We start from the raw sequence: 15,832 nt of genomic DNA on the forward strand, positions 1-15,832 counted from the left end.
ATGCCCCACATCCTGATTGTCGAAGACGAAGCGGCGATAGCCGACACGCTGATATTCGCCCTGCAAGGCGAGGGCTTCACCACCACCTGGCTGACACTCGGCCAGGCTGCGCTGGAGCATCAACGCCAGACGCCGGCCGATCTGATCATCCTTGACATTGGCCTGCCGGACATCACCGGGTTTGAAACCTGCAAGCAACTGCGCCGGTTCAGCGAAGTGCCGGTGATGTTCCTCAGCGCGCGGGATGGCGAGATCGACCGGGTGGTGGGGCTGGAAATCGGCGCCGACGATTATGTGGTCAAGCCGTTCAGCCCACGGGAAGTGACGGCGCGGGTCAGGGCGATCCTCAAGCGGATTGGTCCAGGGGCTGCGCCGGCGGTATTCCAGGTAGACCTGGAGCGCATGCAGATCATGTATCGCGGTCAGCCGTTGAGCCTCACACGTCACGAATTCCGCCTATTGCAAAGCCTGTTGGAACAACCCGAGCGCGTATTCAGCCGCGAGCAGCTGTTGGACGCGGTCGGCGTCGCGGCGGATGCCGGTTACGAGCGCAATATCGACAGCCATATCAAAAGCCTGCGCAGCAAGTTACGCAATGTGGCTGCCGACGCCGAGCCGATCCAGACCCATCGCGGTCTTGGCTACAGCTACAGCCCAGGCAACAGCTGATGCGCCTGGGGCTGCGGATTTTCCTGGTGTACGCGCTGTTTATCGGCCTGACCGGCTACTTCGTGCTCAGCACCGTGATGAAGGAAATCCGCCCCGGCGTGCGCCAGTCCACCGAAGAAACCCTGGTGGACACCGCCAACCTGCTGGCCGAAATCCTGCGCGACGATGTGAAGAACGGCACCCTCGGCCAAAGCCACTGGCCTGAACTGCTCAAGGCCTACGGCAATCGCCAGCCGGGCGCGACGATCTGGGGGCTGCCGAAGAACCAGGTCAATCACCGCATCTACGTGACCGATGCCAAGGGCACCGTGCTGCTCGACTCCACGGGCGAAGCGGTGGGGCAGGACTATTCCAAGTGGAACGATGTGTACCTGACCCTGCGCGGCGAGTACGGTGCCCGCTCCACACGCAGCGAGCTGGATGACCCCACTTCCTCGGTGATGCACGTGGGCGCGCCGATCCGTGACAACGGCCAGATCATCGGCGTGGTCACCGTGGCCAAGCCGAACAGCTCGTTGCAGCCCTACGTCGACCGCACCGAGCGGCGCCTGCTGTGGTACGGCGCGGGCCTGGTGATTCTCGGCCTGTTGCTCGGCGCGCTGCTGTCGTGGTGGCTGAGCGTTGCGCTGCGTCGCTTGACGGCCTACGCCGAGGCGGTCAGCGAGGGCCGGCGCGCCGAGTTGCCGCATTACCGTGGCGGCGAACTCAAGCAGTTGTCCACCGCCGTCGAGCATATGCGCACGCAGTTGGAAGGCAAGGCCTACGTCGAACACTACGTGCACACTCTGACCCACGAATTGAAGAGCCCGCTGGCCGCGATACGCGGTGCGGCAGAGCTGTTGCAGGGCGATATGACCCGTGAGCAACAGCAGCGCTTCGTCGGCAATATCGACAGCGAAAGCGCGCGTCTGCAGCAGTTGATCGAACGCCTGCTGAACCTGGCGCAGGTCGAGCAACGCCAGGGCCTGGAAGAGCAGGTGAGCATCCCGCTGGCAGCCATGGTCGATGAGGTGCTCAAGGCGCAATGTGCGCGGATCGAAGGTGCCGGATTGCACGTTGAACAGACGATTGCGGCGGATGTGAAGGTGTACGGCGAACCCTTCCTGCTGCGCCAGGCCCTGGGCAACCTGCTGGATAACGCCCTGGATTTCACACCGCCTGGCGGCACCTTGAAATTCAGCGCGCAGACCCGGCACAACGACGTGCAGGTGAGCCTGTTCAACCAGGCCGCGCCGATTCCCGACTACGCCCTGCCGCGCCTGAGCGAACGGTTCTATTCGCTGCCACGCCCGGCCAGTGGGCGCAAAAGCACCGGCCTGGGCCTCAACTTTGTCGAGGAAGTGATGAAGCTGCACGGCGGCGCGTTGCAGATCGGTAATGTGCAAGGTGGCGTGCAAGTGGTGCTGCATCTCCATACAGTCTCCACATTGCCCACATAAATCTCCCACACAGGCTGCCCAGACTCTCCCCCATCAAAACAGGGAGAGACCCATGAACCGCAGCCTGCTTTTCAAACTTGGCGCGATTGCGCTGCTGATCCTGCTGTTGCTGATTCCGTTGCTGATGATCAACGGCATCATCAGCGACCGCCAGCAACTGCGCGACGGCGTCCTGATGGACATCGCCCGCAGCTCCAGCTACGCCCAGCGCCTCACCGGCCCGGTGATGGTGGTGCCGTATCGCAAGACCGTCCGCGAGTGGAAGCTCAATGAAAAGCTCAACAAACGCTACGAAGTCACCCGTGAAGAGCGTGGTCGTCTGTATTTCCTGCCGGACCGTTTTGAACTCGACGGCAAGGTGCAGACCGAACTGCGTGCACGCGGCATCTACCAGGCGCGGCTGTTCCATGCCGACAACCGCATCAGCGGGCGCTTCGAATTGCCTGCGCAGCTGGGCATCACCGAGGACTTTGCCGATTACCGCTTTGATCCGGCGTTTCTGGCGGTGGGCATCAGCGATATTCGCGGCATCGAGAATGCGTTGAAGTTGGAGCTGGGCAGCCAGCAACTGGAGTTCGAGCCGGGCTCTCAGGTGGACTGGCTGGGTGAAGGCGTGCACGTGGCGCTGCCGGAGCAGGACAGCAAAAAGCCCTCTGTCGTGGACTTTGCCTTCGACCTGCGCCTGCAAGGCACCGAACAATTGCAAGTGGTGCCGGTGGGCAAGACCAGCCAGGTGTCACTCGCCTCCAACTGGCCGCACCCCAGCTTTATCGGCAACTTCCTGCCGGTGCAGCGTGAGGTCACCGACAAGGGGTTTACCGCCAACTGGCAGACCTCATTTTTCTCCACCAACCTCGAACAGGCCCTGCAAACCTGCCTGGACGGCCAGGGCTGCAATGACTTCAACAACCGCAGCTTCGGCGTGAACTTCATCGACCCGGTGGACCAATACCTCAAGAGCGACCGTGCGATCAAATACGCGCTGCTGTTTATCGCCCTTACTTTTGCCGGCTTCTTCCTGTTCGAAGTGCTCAAGAGCCTGGCGGTGCACCCGGTGCAGTACGCGTTGGTGGGCTTTGCGCTGGCGTTCTTCTACCTACTGTTGTTGTCGTTGTCCGAGCACATAGGCTTCGCCCTGGCCTACCTGATCTCGGCCAGTGCGTGCGTGTTGTTGATCGGCTTCTATGTGTGCCACGTGCTGCGCAGCGTCGCCCATGGCCTGGGCTTTTCGGCGGGGCTGGCGGCGTTGTATGGCTTGCTGTACGGGTTGTTGAGTGCCGAGGACTACGCGTTGCTGATGGGCTCGTTGCTGCTGTTCGGCCTGCTGGGCACGGTGATGGTACTGACGCGAAAGTTGGACTGGTATGGCGTGGGCAAACGCAAGGCGGCCGAGCCGTTGATGTTTGACCTGGAGGCGGTGCAATGATCGGGTTGCGGGAAGATCAGCAAATGAAGGCGAGGATCATCGACTATCTCAACCTTGCCGCCGGCCAGTGTGGGAGGGGGCTTGCCCCCGATTGCAGTGTGTCTGTTACTTCACCTGTAGCTGACCCACCGCCATCGGGGGCAAGCCCCCTCCCACACCGGACTACAATGACTGTCAAAGGGGTGGCTGGGTTTCCAGCATCGAAGGGCGCTGGCTGACCTCCGCGTACCAGGCGGCAAGCTGCGGGTTATCCAACCGCCATTGCGTATCCGGGTGACGGAAGTCGAGGTAACCCAGGGCGCAAGCCACGCTGATGGCGGCGATGTCGAAGTGGCTGGCCAGCTCGGCAATCGCGTCGGCTTCCAGCTCGGCGAGGGTGCGACGGATCTTGTTGCGCTGTTCGTCGAGCCATTGGTCCCAGTGTTTTTCTGCCGGGCGCAGGGCGGTTTCGTAGCGCACCAGCACGGCGGCATCCATGATGCCGTCGGCCATCGAGGCCAGGGTCAGGCGGCGCCAGCGGGCCGAGCCGTCGCGGGGGATCAGCGGGTTGCCGACGTGTTGGTGGTCGAAGTAATCGAGGATCACCCGGCTGTCGTGCAGCACCGTGCCATCGGCCAGGCGCAGGGCCGGGATCTTGCCCACGGGGTTGCCTTGCACCACCTGCGCATCCGGGTTGACCGGGGTCGGCATGCAGCCGTGCAGGGCGACGCGGTCCTGCTGGCCGGTTTCAGCCAGCAGCACGCGAACCTTACGAACAAACGGTGAAGCGGGGTTGTGGAACAAGGTCATGCTGGGAGCGGACATGGGCATTCCTCTGATTGGGCTGCGCTAATCTATCTCACCGTTTGAGCAAGGCCCAAGTGCCAATTGCAGCGGGAATGCCCAACCCGAGCCAACTGAGCGAATCCCACAGCCCATCGCCGAGCAGCGCTGCAAACAACCCGGCGGCGCTGAGCAGGCCGATCCCCAGCGGAATCCCAAAGACCTTCCAGAAACTCGACTGACGTGGCTTCATGTCCGGCGCCTTACGATCCACAGGTAAATCCCGCTCACCAGCACGATGATGGTCAGCACATCCAGCGCCGCCCACAGGATCTTCATCGGCATGCCGCCGTAATCGCCAAAATGCAGCGGTTGGGACATGCCCATGGCGTCCATGTACCACGGGCGTTCGGCGATGGCGGTGACGGCCAGGGTGCTGGCGTCGATCAGTACCGGCGTGAGCAAATGCGAGGTGAGGTGGGTGCTACCTTTCATGAACACCGCGTAATGGTGCTCGCTGGAAAAGCGTGTGCCGGGGAAGGCGATGAAGTCCGGCGCCATGCCGGGTGCGGCCTTGGCGGCAATCGCCAACAGCTCGGTGGCCGGTGCGCGTTGGGTCAGGGGTGGGGCGTTTTTGTAGGGTTCGATCATGGCGCTGAGGCTGTCCTGGCGCCAGGCGGCGATGATCAGGTCGGCGCAGGCGCTGATTACCCCGGTCACGCCCACCACCAGCGCCCAGGTCAGGGTGACCACGCCGATCAGGTTGTGCAGGTCGAGCCAGCGCAGGCGGGTGGATTTGTCCTGACGCACAGTGGCGAATTTCAGGCGGCGCATGAACGGCAGGTACAGCACCGTGCCGGAGATGATCGCCAGCACAAACAGAACCCCCATGAACGCCAGCAGCAACTTGCCCGGCAGGCCAGCGAACATATCCACATGCAAGCGCAGCAGGAACAGCGTGAATCCGCCGTTGGCCGCCGGGGTTTCCATGGCTTCGCCGGTGCGCGCGTCGAGCATGAAGGTGTGCGACGAGTTGGGTTCGGTGCCGGCGGTGGCGGCCATGATTGCGATCACACCGTTCTTGTCGTCTTCGTCCCAGGCCAGGTACTGCATGGCGTCGCCGGGGCGATGGGCCTGCGCTTTGGCTACAAGCTGCTCGAGGTTGAGCTGCGGCGTATCGGCGGGCATCTGCGCCAGTTCCGGCTCGTTGCCCAGCAGGTGGTCGATCTCGTGGTGAAACACCAGCGGCAGGCCGGTGAGGGCGAGCAGCAGCAGGAATACCGTGCAGATCAGGCTGGTCCAGGTGTGGATGAAGGACCAGCGGCGGATGGTTTGGCTTTTCATGTTTTCAACCTTCAGACACACCAAAGCCGCCCCTTGGGCGGCCCGGCGGTTAACTCAGCTGATTACCACTGGTAGGTGGCGCTGGCGACGACGCTGCGTTGGTCGCCGAAGTAGCAGTAGTTGCCGTCACAGGTGGACAGGTAGTCCTTGTTGAACAGGTTGGTGGCGTTCAACTTGACCGATGCGCCCTTGAGGCTGTTGTCCAGGCGGCCGAGGTCGTAGTGCACCGCGCCGTCGAATACGGTGTAGGCGTTGGCCTTGCCCAGCCAGGTGTTGGCCTGGTCGCCGTAGGTGTTGCCGGTGTAGCGGGCGCCAAAGCCGATGCCGAAGCCGTCGAGCAGGCCGGTGTGCCAGGTGTAGTCGGTCCACAGGGAGGCTTGCTGGTTCGGCATCAAGGTCAGGCGGTTGCCTTTGTAGATGCCTTTTTGCACCTCGGATTTCGCCAGGGTGTAGGCGGCGATGACCTTGAGGTTCTCGGTCACATCAGACACGGCTTCCAGCTCCAGGCCCTTGACCTTCACTTCGCCGGTCTGGCTGTTGATTTGCTGGCCGCCGGCGCCGAGGGTGGTCACCTGCACATTCTTCTGGGTCAGGTCGTAGACCGCCGCACTCAGCAGCGTGTTGGAGCCGGGCGGCTGGTACTTGACGCCCATTTCCCACTGCTTGCCTTCGGTCGGCTTGAAGGTCTTGGTGGCATTGGTGTCGGCGTTGCTCGCCGGTTGGAAGGATTCGGCGTAGGACAAGTACGGCACGAAGCCCGAATCGAACACATAGCTCAGCGCCGCGTTGCCACTGAAGTGCTTGATGCGGTCGGTGTTGGTCGCATCGTTATCGTTGAAATAGGTGGTGCCCTGATGCACCCAGTCCTCACGCCCACCCACGGCCAGGCGCCATTGGTCCAGGGCCATCTGGTCCTGCGCGTAGAGGCCGGTTTGCACGGTCTTCTGGTTGTAGTCGTAAAAAGGGCGGACGCCGGTAGGGCGCACAGTCGGTTGGGTATTGACCGGGTTGAAGATGTTGATATTCGACGCTGTACCGTAGATCGCGCGATAGGTGGTATCGGTGCGCTGGTGATCCAGGCCGAGCAGCAAGGTGTGGGTGATGTCGCCGGTGGCGAAGTCCGCCTGGAAGTTGTTGTCCAGCGCGAACTGGCCGATGCTTTCATTCACGTTGGTGGTCGACCGGCTGATATTGCCCGCCGCATCCGCTGGGGAGAAGGCATAAGAACCCACGGTCAGCTGTTGGAAGTCCAGCTCGGACTTGGTGTAGCGCAGGTTCTGCTTGAACTGCCAGGTGTCGTTGAAGCGATGCTCGAACGCATAGCCCAGCGCGTAGTAGGTACGGTCGTAGAACTCGTAGTCCGGGTCGCCCAGGTTCTTGTGGTGGGACACCTCGCCCAGCGGCGATTTGATCTTGGTGCCCTGGATCGGCATGAACTGGCTGGTGGTGCCCGTATCGTCGCGGGTGAACTGCGAAAGGAACGTCAGCTTGGTGTCCGGGTCGATGTTCCAGGTCAGGCTCGGCGCAATGTTGTAGCGCTTGTTGTCGATATGATCGACCTGGGTGCCGGCATCCCGCACCACGCCGCTGAGGCCATAGAGGAACCGGCCTTCGTCATCGATCTTGCCGGTGCTGGCGAAGTTGATCTGGCGGTAGTTGTCGCTGCCGTATTGCACCTGTACGGCATTGCTCGACTCGGCACTGGGGCGGCGGCTGACCATGTCCAGCAGGCCGCCCGGTGGGGTCTGGCCGTAGATCGACGAGGCCGGGCCGCGCAGCAGGGCGAGGCGGTCGAGGTTCCAGGTTTCGGCTTTCGGGTTGGCGTACACACCGCGTGGCAGCGGCAGGCCGTCGAGGAACTGGGTCGGTTCGAAGCCGCGCACACGCATCCAGTCGTAGCGGGTGTCGCTGCCGTAGCTGGCGGAGACGATGCCGGGCATGTATTTAACCGCGTCATCCAGGTTCTGCACGTTGCGGTCCTGCATCTGCTGGCGCGTTGCAACCGAGATCGAGCGCGGCGCCTCGACCAACGCGGTGTCAGTCTTGGTGCCGGCGGCGGTGCGCTTGGCCAGGTAACCGTCGACCGGGCCCCAGGCGCTTTCATAGCTGTCCTGGCCGGTGATATTGGTGGTCGGCAACGCTACGACGCCTTCCGGAACCGGCACCAGGGTGTAAGTGCCCGCACTGCTTTGCTCCAACTGCAGGCCCGTCCCACGCAACGCCTCACGCAGCGCACCGGGTGCGTCGAACTGGCCCTGGACCGGCGCCGAGGTCTTGCCCGATGCCAGCGCCGGGCTGAGGGTCAGTGCCAGGCCGCCCTGGCTGGCGATCTGGTTCAGGGTGCTCGCCAGTGGCGCCGCCGGCAAGTTGTAGGCGCGCACGCTGGACGCCTGCTCGGCGGCGATCAGCAAAGGGCTGACCAGCGGGGCGCCGAGGGCAATGGCCACGGCTAACAGGCTGGGGCGCAACAAGGTGTCTAGCGTGCGGGACATAGGGCGGCTCCTGAATGGAAGTAATTCGCAATTGCCTATGTGCCGAACGAGAATCAGAAAGTGATAGAGCAGGCTGAAAATATTTTTCCCCGGGGCGTAAGGTGTGCTTGCGGGCCTCTTCGCGGGCAAGCCCGGCTCCCACATTCGACCGTGTTTTTTCAGGTAGAACGCGGTCAAGTGTGGGAGCTGGCTTGCCTGCGAAAGCGATAGCCAAGGCACCGCTAAAACTAAGGCTTGCCCTTAACCGTCACCCACCACGGCGTGTGCTGCTCGATCTGCACCGGCAGGGTCGGCAGCAGCGCATTGAGCGCGAGCGTGGTGTCGCGCAATGGGAAGCTGCCGGTGATGCGCAAATCGGCCACGTTTTTATCCACACCCAGATAACCGGTGCGGTAGCGGCTCAATTCCTCGATCACATCGCCCAGGCGGGCGTTGTCCACCACCAGCATGCCGCGGGTCCAGGCGTCGGTGGCGGGGGTAACGGCCAGCAGTGGGCCGAGGCCGTCGCTGCGCATCAGCACTTGCTGGCCTTCCTTGAAAATCTGCTCCTGGTGCAGCGCCTCGGGCTGGGCAGCCACCGCCGATTGCAGCACGCTCAAGCGCGTGGCGTCGTTTTCGCGCTTGACGATAAACCGCGTACCCAGCGCCCGCAGGCTGCCGTCGCGGGTTTGCACATAGAACGGGCGCGCATCGTTATGGCCGGTCTCGACCAGGATCTCGCCTTCCTGCAACACGATCAGCCGGCGCTTTTCATCAAAACGCACGTCGATGGCGCTGTGGGTATTGAGGTTGATCACCGTACCGTCTGCCAGCTTCAGCGTGCGCTGTTCACCCGTGGCGGTGCGTTGGTCGGCCAGCCAATAGTGGATCGGCACATAGCGCTCGCCGGCAAACAACGCCAGGCCGATCACCAGTGCAATGCTCGCCAGCCCACTGCCCAGCTTGCGCACGCGTTGGCGAATGCTGTCGCGCGATTGCAACAACGCTACCCGTGCCGGGCCCGAGGCCACGCTGAACCGCTGGTCGAGCATGCCCAGTTGGCGCCACGCGCGGGCGTGCTCTTCATCGCTGGCCAGCCATTTATCGAACTCTTCGCGCTCAATGGCGCTGCCGTCACCTGAATCAAGGGACAGCTGCCAGGCAATCGCGGCATCCAGCACGCGGGCCGAGACCGGTTTGGAACTGATCACCGTCACTGCGGCTCGCCGTACAGTGCGATGTAGCACTGGCGAATGCCCTGGGCCAGGTACTGGCGCACCCGCGGCACCGAGACGCCGAGGCGCTGGGCGATTTCCGCGTGGCCCAGGCCGTCGAGGCGGTTATAGAGGAAGGCGGCGCGGGCCTTGCTCGACAGTTTGCCGAGCAGGCGGTCGATGGCCTTGAGGTCTTCGAGGATCAGTTGCTGTTCTTCCGGCGAGGGGTGTTCGCTCTCCGGGATCAGCATCAGTTCGGTGAGGTAGGCCTGTTCCAGGGCGGCGCGGCGGAAGTAGTCGAACAACAAGCCCTTGGCGATCGCCACCAGAAACGCACGGGGTTCACGGGGGGCGCGCAACTCATCACGGCCGAGCAGGCGCATGAAAGTGTCCTGGCTCAGGTCTTCGGCGCGGCTGGGGCAGGCCACGTTGCGTCGAAGCCAGGTCAACAGCCAGCCACGATGGTCGCGATACAACGTACCAACAAGCTCACTGCGTGGGTTCTGGATCGACGACAAGGCATCACCTGGTAAACGCGATGTTTAAACTAACGAGAATTATTCGCGATTGTGTCAGAGCCGTGGAGTGTGCGCAATTGGCGTCTGTCGGTTCGAAGGGGGGATGCTCTTGTGGCGAACGGGCTTTCTGTGGCAAGCCCGCTCGCCACAACAAGCCTGCTCACTACAAAGGTCAGCGGTGTTAGAAAGAGTGCGCGTGTTGACGCCGTTTCCATTGGCTCAAGCGCTCTTGCAGCGCCTGTGGCGTGTCGATGTGTTGCGCCCGCGCGCGGCTGAACAGGATGAGCATCAGCTCCGCCGTGGCCAGGGCATCGGCGCTGGCATGATGGCGTTCGCCCACGTGCAGGTTGAAATGGTTGATCCAGTCGTCCAGCCCGGCCTCGCGGATATGCGCGTCGGGGCACAGCAAAGGGGCGATGTCGGCCACGTCCAGGAACGGGTGGGCCAGGCGGTAACCCAGGCTGTCCTTGAGCGCCCGGCACAGCATGTGTTGATCGAATGGCGCATGGAAGGCCAGCAAGGGGCTATCGCCGACGAACTCCATGAAATCCAGCAGTGCCTCGGCCGGGTCGCTGCCGGCGGCAATGGCACTGGGGCCGAGGCCGTGGATCAGCACGCTGGGGCTGAGTCTGGTCTCGGCGCGTTGCAGGGTGCGTTCGAACATCTGGGAGAAATCCACCGCACCGTCCTCGATCACCACCGCGCCGATGGACAGCACCTGGTCGCGATTGAGGTTCAGGCCGCTGGTTTCCAGGTCCACCACGACCCAGCGCTGGCTGCGCAAAGGTTGGTTGCCTAGCAGTGAAGGCTTGCACAGTTGCTCCAGGCGCTGTTGTTGCGTGCTGTCTAACCCAGGCTTTTTCGTACGCAGCCAGTTGAACAAGCTCACAGCTGATACCGCAACGTCAGGCTGCTTTGCAGGCGTTGGGCCTGACGCAGGGATTCCCGCAGGATGCGTCGGTCCAGATGGTTGAGGCTGTCGGGGTCGACACGGTTGGAATACGGCTGGTTCTCGCGGGTCTGCAACTGGTGCTGCTGCATGCGGGTTTGCTGGATAAAGTGGTAGGCCTCTTCATAGGCGGCGCCGTCCAGGCGCTCGATTACTTCCTTGATCACCAGTTGGCGCAGGCGCTCCAGGGTGTTGTTGGCGTGGATGCCATTGGCCAGGGCCAGCAGGCGCGCGCCGTCCACAAACGGCGTAAGACCCTGCACCTTGAGGTCGAGGGTGGCTTTCTCGCCACCTTTACGGGTCAGCACAAACTCGCGGAAACGTCCTACAGGTGGGCGCTGGCGCAACGCGTTCTCGGCCAGCATGCGTTGGAACAACCGGTTGTCCGCGACCTGATCCAGAATGCCCTGGCGCAGTTGCTCGCAGCCACGTTCATCGCCCCACACCACGCGCAGATCGAAATAAATGCTGGAACCCAGCAGATTCTCCGGCGTGGCCTCGCGGATAAACGCTGCAAAACGCCGCGCCCATTCGGCCCGCGACAGGCACAGTTCCGGGTTGCCGGCCATGATATTGCCCTTGCACAGGCTGAACCCGCACAGCGCCAGGCTCTGGTTGACCTGCTGTGCCAGCGGCAGCAGCCGACCACGTATTTCGGCCGCTTCGGCGGCATCCTTGGCGTCGAACAGGATGCCGTTGTCCTGGTCGGTGTACAGCGTCTGCTCGCGGCGGCCTTCGCTACCGAAGCACAACCAGCTGAACGGCACGCCGGGGTCGCCTTTTTCGGCCAGGGTCAGTTCGATCACCCGGCACACGGTGTGGTCGTTGAGCAGGGTAATAATGTGGGTGATCTGGGTGGACGACGCGCCATGGGCCAGCATGCGCTCCACCAGTTGACCGATTTCACCGCGAATCGCCACCAGGTTGTCCACCCGCGGTGCGTTGCGGATGGTGCGCGCCAGGTGCACCAGGTCCACGCGTTGCAGGGAAAACAGGTCGCGCTCGGACACCACGCCGCACAGGCGCTGTTCCTTGACCAGACACACATGGGCGATATGCCGTTCGGTCATGGCGATAGCGGCGTCGAAGGCGCTGTGGTCCGGGGTCAGGAAGAACGGTGCCTGGGTCATATGGCCTTCAATGGCCCGGCTGAAATCGCTGGTGCCATCGGCCACCACCTGGCGCAGGTCACGCAGGGTGAAAATCCCCAGGGGCGCTTTGTGTTCATCGACGATCACGATGCTGCCCACCTGCTGCTCATGCATCAGCGTGACGGCCTCGCGCAGCGGGGTGGTTGGGCTGCACATTACCGGGTGGCGCATGGCCAATTCACCCAGGCGAGTGTTCAGGGAGTATTGAGTGCCAAGGGTTTCCACCGCCTTTTGCTGCACTTGCTGGTTGACCTGGTCCAACAGGCTGCTGACGCCGCGCAGGGCAAAGTCGCGAAACGGGCTGGACAGCGCGAACAGCTTGATAAACGCCGGTTTGTTCAGTTGCAGGCAGAAGGTGTCTTCGGCGGCCTTGTGCTCGGTGCGGGTGGCCCGTTCACCGAGCAGGGCTGCCAGGGGGAAGCATTCGCCCGTCGTGATTTCAAAGGTGGTTTCGGCGCTGTCCGGCCGCTCGCCCACAACGCGGCCCTGCTTGACGATATAAAAATGCTCTACCGGCCCGCCCGATGGTTTGAGGATGCTGTCGCCGGGGCTGTAGAAGCGTAACTGACACTGTTCCACCAAAAACGCCAGGTGGGCGTTTTCCATCTGGTTGAACGGCGGGAAACGTTGCAGGAATTGCAGGGTGCCGTGGATATTTTGCAATACGGCAGTTTTCCCCGCCTGGGCGTAGGCATCAGCTTTACTCATAACAGTGACCGCAGTTTTTTTGTCGTTATCGTCCCTCATGGTCGACTCCTGCGCAGCGGGTGCCCATTGGACGTAAGTCTAGGTCGATACAAACGGCACACACCTAGGGAAAAACCTTACATGACTATCGTCCAAACCCCGTAGAACACCCACTAGTCAAACTTTCCGACGAAGTGCACATTGATCGCCCTTCCGCAGATGTCTGACGAGTGTGCTGGGAGCTAGATGAGAATTGCTGAGAACTGTATGTCCGACCACGATATTTTGAGCGATGCCGAGCGCGAGGCGCTGAGCGCCGTGATGCTGGAGCCTGATTTACCGCCACAACGCGTGTTGATTGTTGACGACGACAAGGACGCGCGTGAACTGCTGGCGGAAATCCTGGGGCTGGACGGCATTCGCTGCATGACTGCCGACAGTGGTGAGGCAGCGTGGGATTTGTTGAAGTCCAGCAGCTCCATCGGTTTGCTGATCACCGACCTGCGCATGGCGCCCAGCAATGGCCTGGAACTGATCCGACAAGTGCGTGAATCCACCCGGGCAGCGCTGCCGATCATCATCATGTCGGGGGACGCCGAAGCGCCGGACGTGATCGATGCGATGCATTTGAGCGTGGTGGACTTCTTGCTCAAGCCGATTGATAGCGTGAAATTGGCAAAGATGGTGAAGCGGGAGTTGGGGATGGCGTCCTGATTCTGCGGTGTCTATAACGGCCTCATCGGGGGCAAGCCCCCTCCCACATGTTCTATTAGTTGTGGGAGGGGGCTTGCCCCCGATAGCGCCAGTTCAGCCACCACAACCCTAAAGAAAAAGCCCCGATCTCTCGATCAGGGCTTTTTCATTTACAGGCCGTTTTTAGCCTTGAACTCCCGACGCCGACGGTGCAGCACCGGCTCGGTGTACCCGTTTGGCTGCTTGGTCCCTTCAATCACCAACTCCACCGCTGCCTGGAACGCGATGTTGCTGTCGAAGTCCGGTGCCAGTGGGCGATACAGTTTGTCCCCGGCATTCTGACGGTCTACCACCGGCGCCATGCGCTTGAGGCTTTCCATCACCTGGGCTTCGTTGACGATGCCGTGGCGCAGCCAGTTGGCGATGTGCTGGCTGGAGATACGCAGGGTGGCGCGGTCTTCCATCAGGCCCACATCGTTGATGTCCGGCACTTTCGAACAGCCGACGCCCTGGTCGATCCAGCGCACCACATAGCCCAGGATGCCTTGGGCGTTGTTGTCCAGCTCGTTGCGGATCTCTTCGTCAGACCAATCAGTGTTGCTGGCCAGGGGAATGGTCAGGATGTCGTCCACCGACGCGCGTTCGCGCTTGGCCAATTCGGCCTGGCGGGCGAATACGTCGACCTTGTGGTAGTGCAACACGTGCAGCGCAGCCGCCGTAGGCGACGGTACCCACGCGGTGTTGGCGCCGGCCAGTGGATGGGCGATTTTCTGTTCGAGCATCGCCGCCATCAGGTCGGGCATCGCCCACATGCCTTTACCGATCTGCGCACGGCCTTGCAGGCCGGTGCTCAAGCCGATATCGACGTTCCAGTTTTCATACGCGCCGATCCATTTTTCCGCCTTCATTGCCGCCTTGCGCACCATCGCGCCGGCTTCCATGGAGGTGTGGATCTCGTCGCCGGTACGGTCGAGGAAACCGGTGTTGATAAACACCACGCGCTCGCTGGCGGCCTTGATGCAGGCCTTGAGGTTGACCGTGGTGCGGCGTTCCTCGTCCATGATCCCGACTTTCAGGGTATTGCGCGGCAGCTTCAGCACGTCTTCGATGCGACCGAACAGCTCGTTGGTGAACGCGGCTTCTTCCGGGCCGTGCATCTTCGGTTTCACGATGTACACGGAACCGGTGCGGCTGTTCTTGCGGCTGCTGTTGCCGTTGAGGCTGTGGATCGCGGCCAGGCTGGTGATCAGCCCGTCGAGAATGCCTTCGGGCACTTCGTTGCCGTCTTTGTCGAGGATCGCGTCGATGGTCATCAGATGACCCACGTTGCGCACGAACAGCAGCGAACGGCCATGCAGCGTCACATCCTGGCCATTTACGCCGGTGTACACGCGGTCGGCGTTCATGGTGCGGGTGAAGGTCTTGCCGCCCTTGGCCACTTCTTCGGCCAGGTCGCCCTTCATCAGGCCGAGCCAATTGCGGTAGATCACCACTTTGTCGTCGGCATCCACGGCAGCGACGGAGTCTTCGCAGTCCATGATGGTGGTCAGCGCGGCTTCCACCAGCACGTCTTTGACGCCGGCGGCGTCGGTCTGGCCGACCGGGGTGCTGGCGTCGATCTGGATTTCGAAGTGCAGGCCGTTGTGTTTCAGCAGGATCGCAATCGGCTCGGCCGCAGGGCCCTGGTAGCCGATCAACTGGGCATCGTCGCGCAGGCCGCTGTTGCTGCCGCCCTTGAGGCTGACGATCAGCGTGCCATCAACGATCTTGTAGCCGGTCGACTCCACATGGCTGCCAGCGCTAAGCGGGGCGGCCTCATCGAGGAAGGCGCGGGCGAAGGCGATCACCTTGTCGCCACGGACCTTGTTGTAGCCCTGGCCCTTCTCGGCGCCGTCGGCTTCGCTGATGGCGTCGGTGCCATACAGCGCGTCATACAGCGAGCCCCAACGCGCATTCGAGGCGTTGAGGGCGAAGCGCGCGTTCATCACCGGCACCACCAGCTGCGGGCCGGCCATGCGGGCGATCTCGTCATCGACGTTTTGGGTCGTGGCCTGGAAATCCGCGGCTTCTGGCAGCAGGTATCCAATGTCTTGCAGGAAGGCTTTGTAAGCCACCGGGTCGTGCGCCTGGCCTGCGTGAGTCTGGTGCCAGGTATCGATCCGCGCTTGGAAATCGTCGCGTTTGGCGAGTAGGGCTTTGTTCTTCGGTGCCAGGTCGTGGATGACCTTGTCGGCACCGGCCCAGAACTGGTCGGCAGTGATGCCGGTACCGGGAATGGCTTCGTTGTTCACGAAGTCGAACAGGACTTTGGCGACCTGCAGGCCACCGACTTGAACGTGTTCAGTCATTGCTTGCCTCACTCTGCGGAGCTTATGCGCTTTTTCAGATTTTCATTATGTAGTGCACGGTTGGGCATACTACATGATGACTTGCGGTTGTGAAAATTAGACTAAATACGTCGTTTAGCGACCCACTTTGGTCGTACGGTCACAGCGGAGAACCGGATGTT

The 15,832-nt window shown here is 62.2% G+C and carries 13 protein-coding genes; 4 read left to right on the top strand and 9 right to left on the bottom strand.

The genetic code is table 11. The features are described 5' to 3' along the window. From creB to creD, 3 genes are read left to right on the top strand one after another with little or no spacing between them, the layout of a single operon-like run. On the top strand, window positions 1-669 hold the full coding sequence (gene creB / locus NL123_RS02600; protein ID WP_248484988.1) for a two-component system response regulator CreB: 669 nt from the start codon (window positions 1-3) through the stop codon (window positions 667-669). After that, complete coding sequence (gene creC, locus NL123_RS02605; RefSeq protein WP_494357162.1) at window positions 669-2,108, top strand: two-component system sensor histidine kinase CreC; 1,440 nt, start codon at window positions 669-671, stop codon at window positions 2,106-2,108. The genes creB and creC overlap by 1 nt, the downstream gene beginning before the upstream one ends. A 52-nt stretch (window positions 2,109-2,160) precedes the next feature. After that, window positions 2,161-3,534: a cell envelope integrity protein CreD gene (creD, locus tag NL123_RS02610; protein WP_494357163.1), complete on the top strand. Its 1,374-nt coding sequence runs from the start codon at window positions 2,161-2,163 to the stop codon at window positions 3,532-3,534. Window positions 3,535-3,708: 174 nt separating this feature from the next. Here creD and NL123_RS02615 read toward each other — a convergent pair whose 3' ends face one another. From NL123_RS02615 to NL123_RS02650, 8 genes are all read right to left on the bottom strand, one after another. Further along, window positions 3,709-4,338, bottom strand: coding sequence for a glutathione S-transferase family protein (locus tag NL123_RS02615; RefSeq protein WP_494357164.1), 630 nt, complete (start codon window positions 4,336-4,338; stop codon window positions 3,709-3,711). A 34-nt stretch (window positions 4,339-4,372) separates the two neighbouring features. Then, complete coding sequence (locus tag NL123_RS02620; RefSeq protein WP_494357165.1) at window positions 4,373-4,549, bottom strand: hypothetical protein; 177 nt, start codon at window positions 4,547-4,549, stop codon at window positions 4,373-4,375. Next, a complete protein-coding gene (locus NL123_RS02625; RefSeq protein ID WP_494357166.1) occupies window positions 4,546-5,640 on the bottom strand; it encodes a PepSY-associated TM helix domain-containing protein in 1,095 nt (364 codons plus the stop codon). Before NL123_RS02625 ends, NL123_RS02620 begins: the two co-directional genes overlap by 4 nt. Window positions 5,641-5,702: 62 nt before the next feature. Next, a complete protein-coding gene (locus NL123_RS02630; protein WP_494357167.1) occupies window positions 5,703-8,132 on the bottom strand; it encodes a TonB-dependent siderophore receptor in 2,430 nt (809 codons plus the stop codon). A 227-nt stretch (window positions 8,133-8,359) separates the two neighbouring features. Continuing rightward, window positions 8,360-9,328, bottom strand: coding sequence for a FecR domain-containing protein (locus NL123_RS02635; protein ID WP_494357168.1), 969 nt, complete (start codon window positions 9,326-9,328; stop codon window positions 8,360-8,362). Then, window positions 9,325-9,843: an RNA polymerase sigma factor gene (locus NL123_RS02640; protein ID WP_494357169.1), complete on the bottom strand. Its 519-nt coding sequence runs from the start codon at window positions 9,841-9,843 to the stop codon at window positions 9,325-9,327. The genes NL123_RS02635 and NL123_RS02640 overlap by 4 nt, the downstream gene beginning before the upstream one ends. Before the next feature lie 181 nt (window positions 9,844-10,024). After that, window positions 10,025-10,732 (bottom strand): 3'-5' exonuclease, encoded by a 708-nt coding sequence (locus tag NL123_RS02645; RefSeq protein WP_494357170.1) that lies wholly within the window; start codon window positions 10,730-10,732, stop codon window positions 10,025-10,027. After that, window positions 10,729-12,651 (bottom strand): putative nucleotidyltransferase substrate binding domain-containing protein, encoded by a 1,923-nt coding sequence (locus tag NL123_RS02650; RefSeq protein WP_494357171.1) that lies wholly within the window; start codon window positions 12,649-12,651, stop codon window positions 10,729-10,731. The genes NL123_RS02645 and NL123_RS02650 overlap by 4 nt, the downstream gene beginning before the upstream one ends. Window positions 12,652-12,897: 246 nt before the next feature. On the opposite strand from NL123_RS02650, the gene NL123_RS02655 reads away from it, so the two are divergent. Next, window positions 12,898-13,344 (top strand): response regulator, encoded by a 447-nt coding sequence (locus NL123_RS02655; protein ID WP_058426679.1) that lies wholly within the window; start codon window positions 12,898-12,900, stop codon window positions 13,342-13,344. 149 nt (window positions 13,345-13,493) lie between these two features. Here the strand turns inward: NL123_RS02655 and NL123_RS02660 are convergent, their stop codons facing one another. Further along, window positions 13,494-15,671, bottom strand: a complete 2,178-nt coding sequence (locus tag NL123_RS02660; protein WP_494357172.1) for a malate synthase G — start codon at window positions 15,669-15,671, stop codon at window positions 13,494-13,496. Window positions 15,672-15,832 lie beyond the last annotated feature (161 nt).

The sequence above is a fragment of the Pseudomonas sp. FBCC-B1565 genome (assembly GCF_059133265.1).

Excerpts from the sequence above, each read along its gene's own strand:
- creD (WP_494357163.1), top strand. The coding sequence starts at position 2,161 with ATGAACCGCAGCCTGCTTTTCAAACTTGGCGCGATTGCGCTGCTGATC.
- NL123_RS02650 (WP_494357171.1), bottom strand. The coding sequence starts at position 12,651 with ATGAGTAAAGCTGATGCCTACGCCCAGGCGGGGAAAACTGCCGTATTG.
- NL123_RS02660 (WP_494357172.1), bottom strand. The coding sequence starts at position 15,671 with ATGACTGAACACGTTCAAGTCGGTGGCCTGCAGGTCGCCAAAGTCCTG.
- NL123_RS02630 (WP_494357167.1), bottom strand. The coding sequence starts at position 8,132 with ATGTCCCGCACGCTAGACACCTTGTTGCGCCCCAGCCTGTTAGCCGTG.
- creC (WP_494357162.1), top strand. The coding sequence starts at position 669 with ATGCGCCTGGGGCTGCGGATTTTCCTGGTGTACGCGCTGTTTATCGGC.
- NL123_RS02615 (WP_494357164.1), bottom strand. The coding sequence starts at position 4,338 with ATGTCCGCTCCCAGCATGACCTTGTTCCACAACCCCGCTTCACCGTTT.
- NL123_RS02655 (WP_058426679.1), top strand. The coding sequence starts at position 12,898 with ATGTCCGACCACGATATTTTGAGCGATGCCGAGCGCGAGGCGCTGAGC.
- creB (WP_248484988.1), top strand. The coding sequence starts at position 1 with ATGCCCCACATCCTGATTGTCGAAGACGAAGCGGCGATAGCCGACACG.
- NL123_RS02625 (WP_494357166.1), bottom strand. The coding sequence starts at position 5,640 with ATGAAAAGCCAAACCATCCGCCGCTGGTCCTTCATCCACACCTGGACC.
- NL123_RS02620 (WP_494357165.1), bottom strand. The coding sequence starts at position 4,549 with ATGAAGCCACGTCAGTCGAGTTTCTGGAAGGTCTTTGGGATTCCGCTG.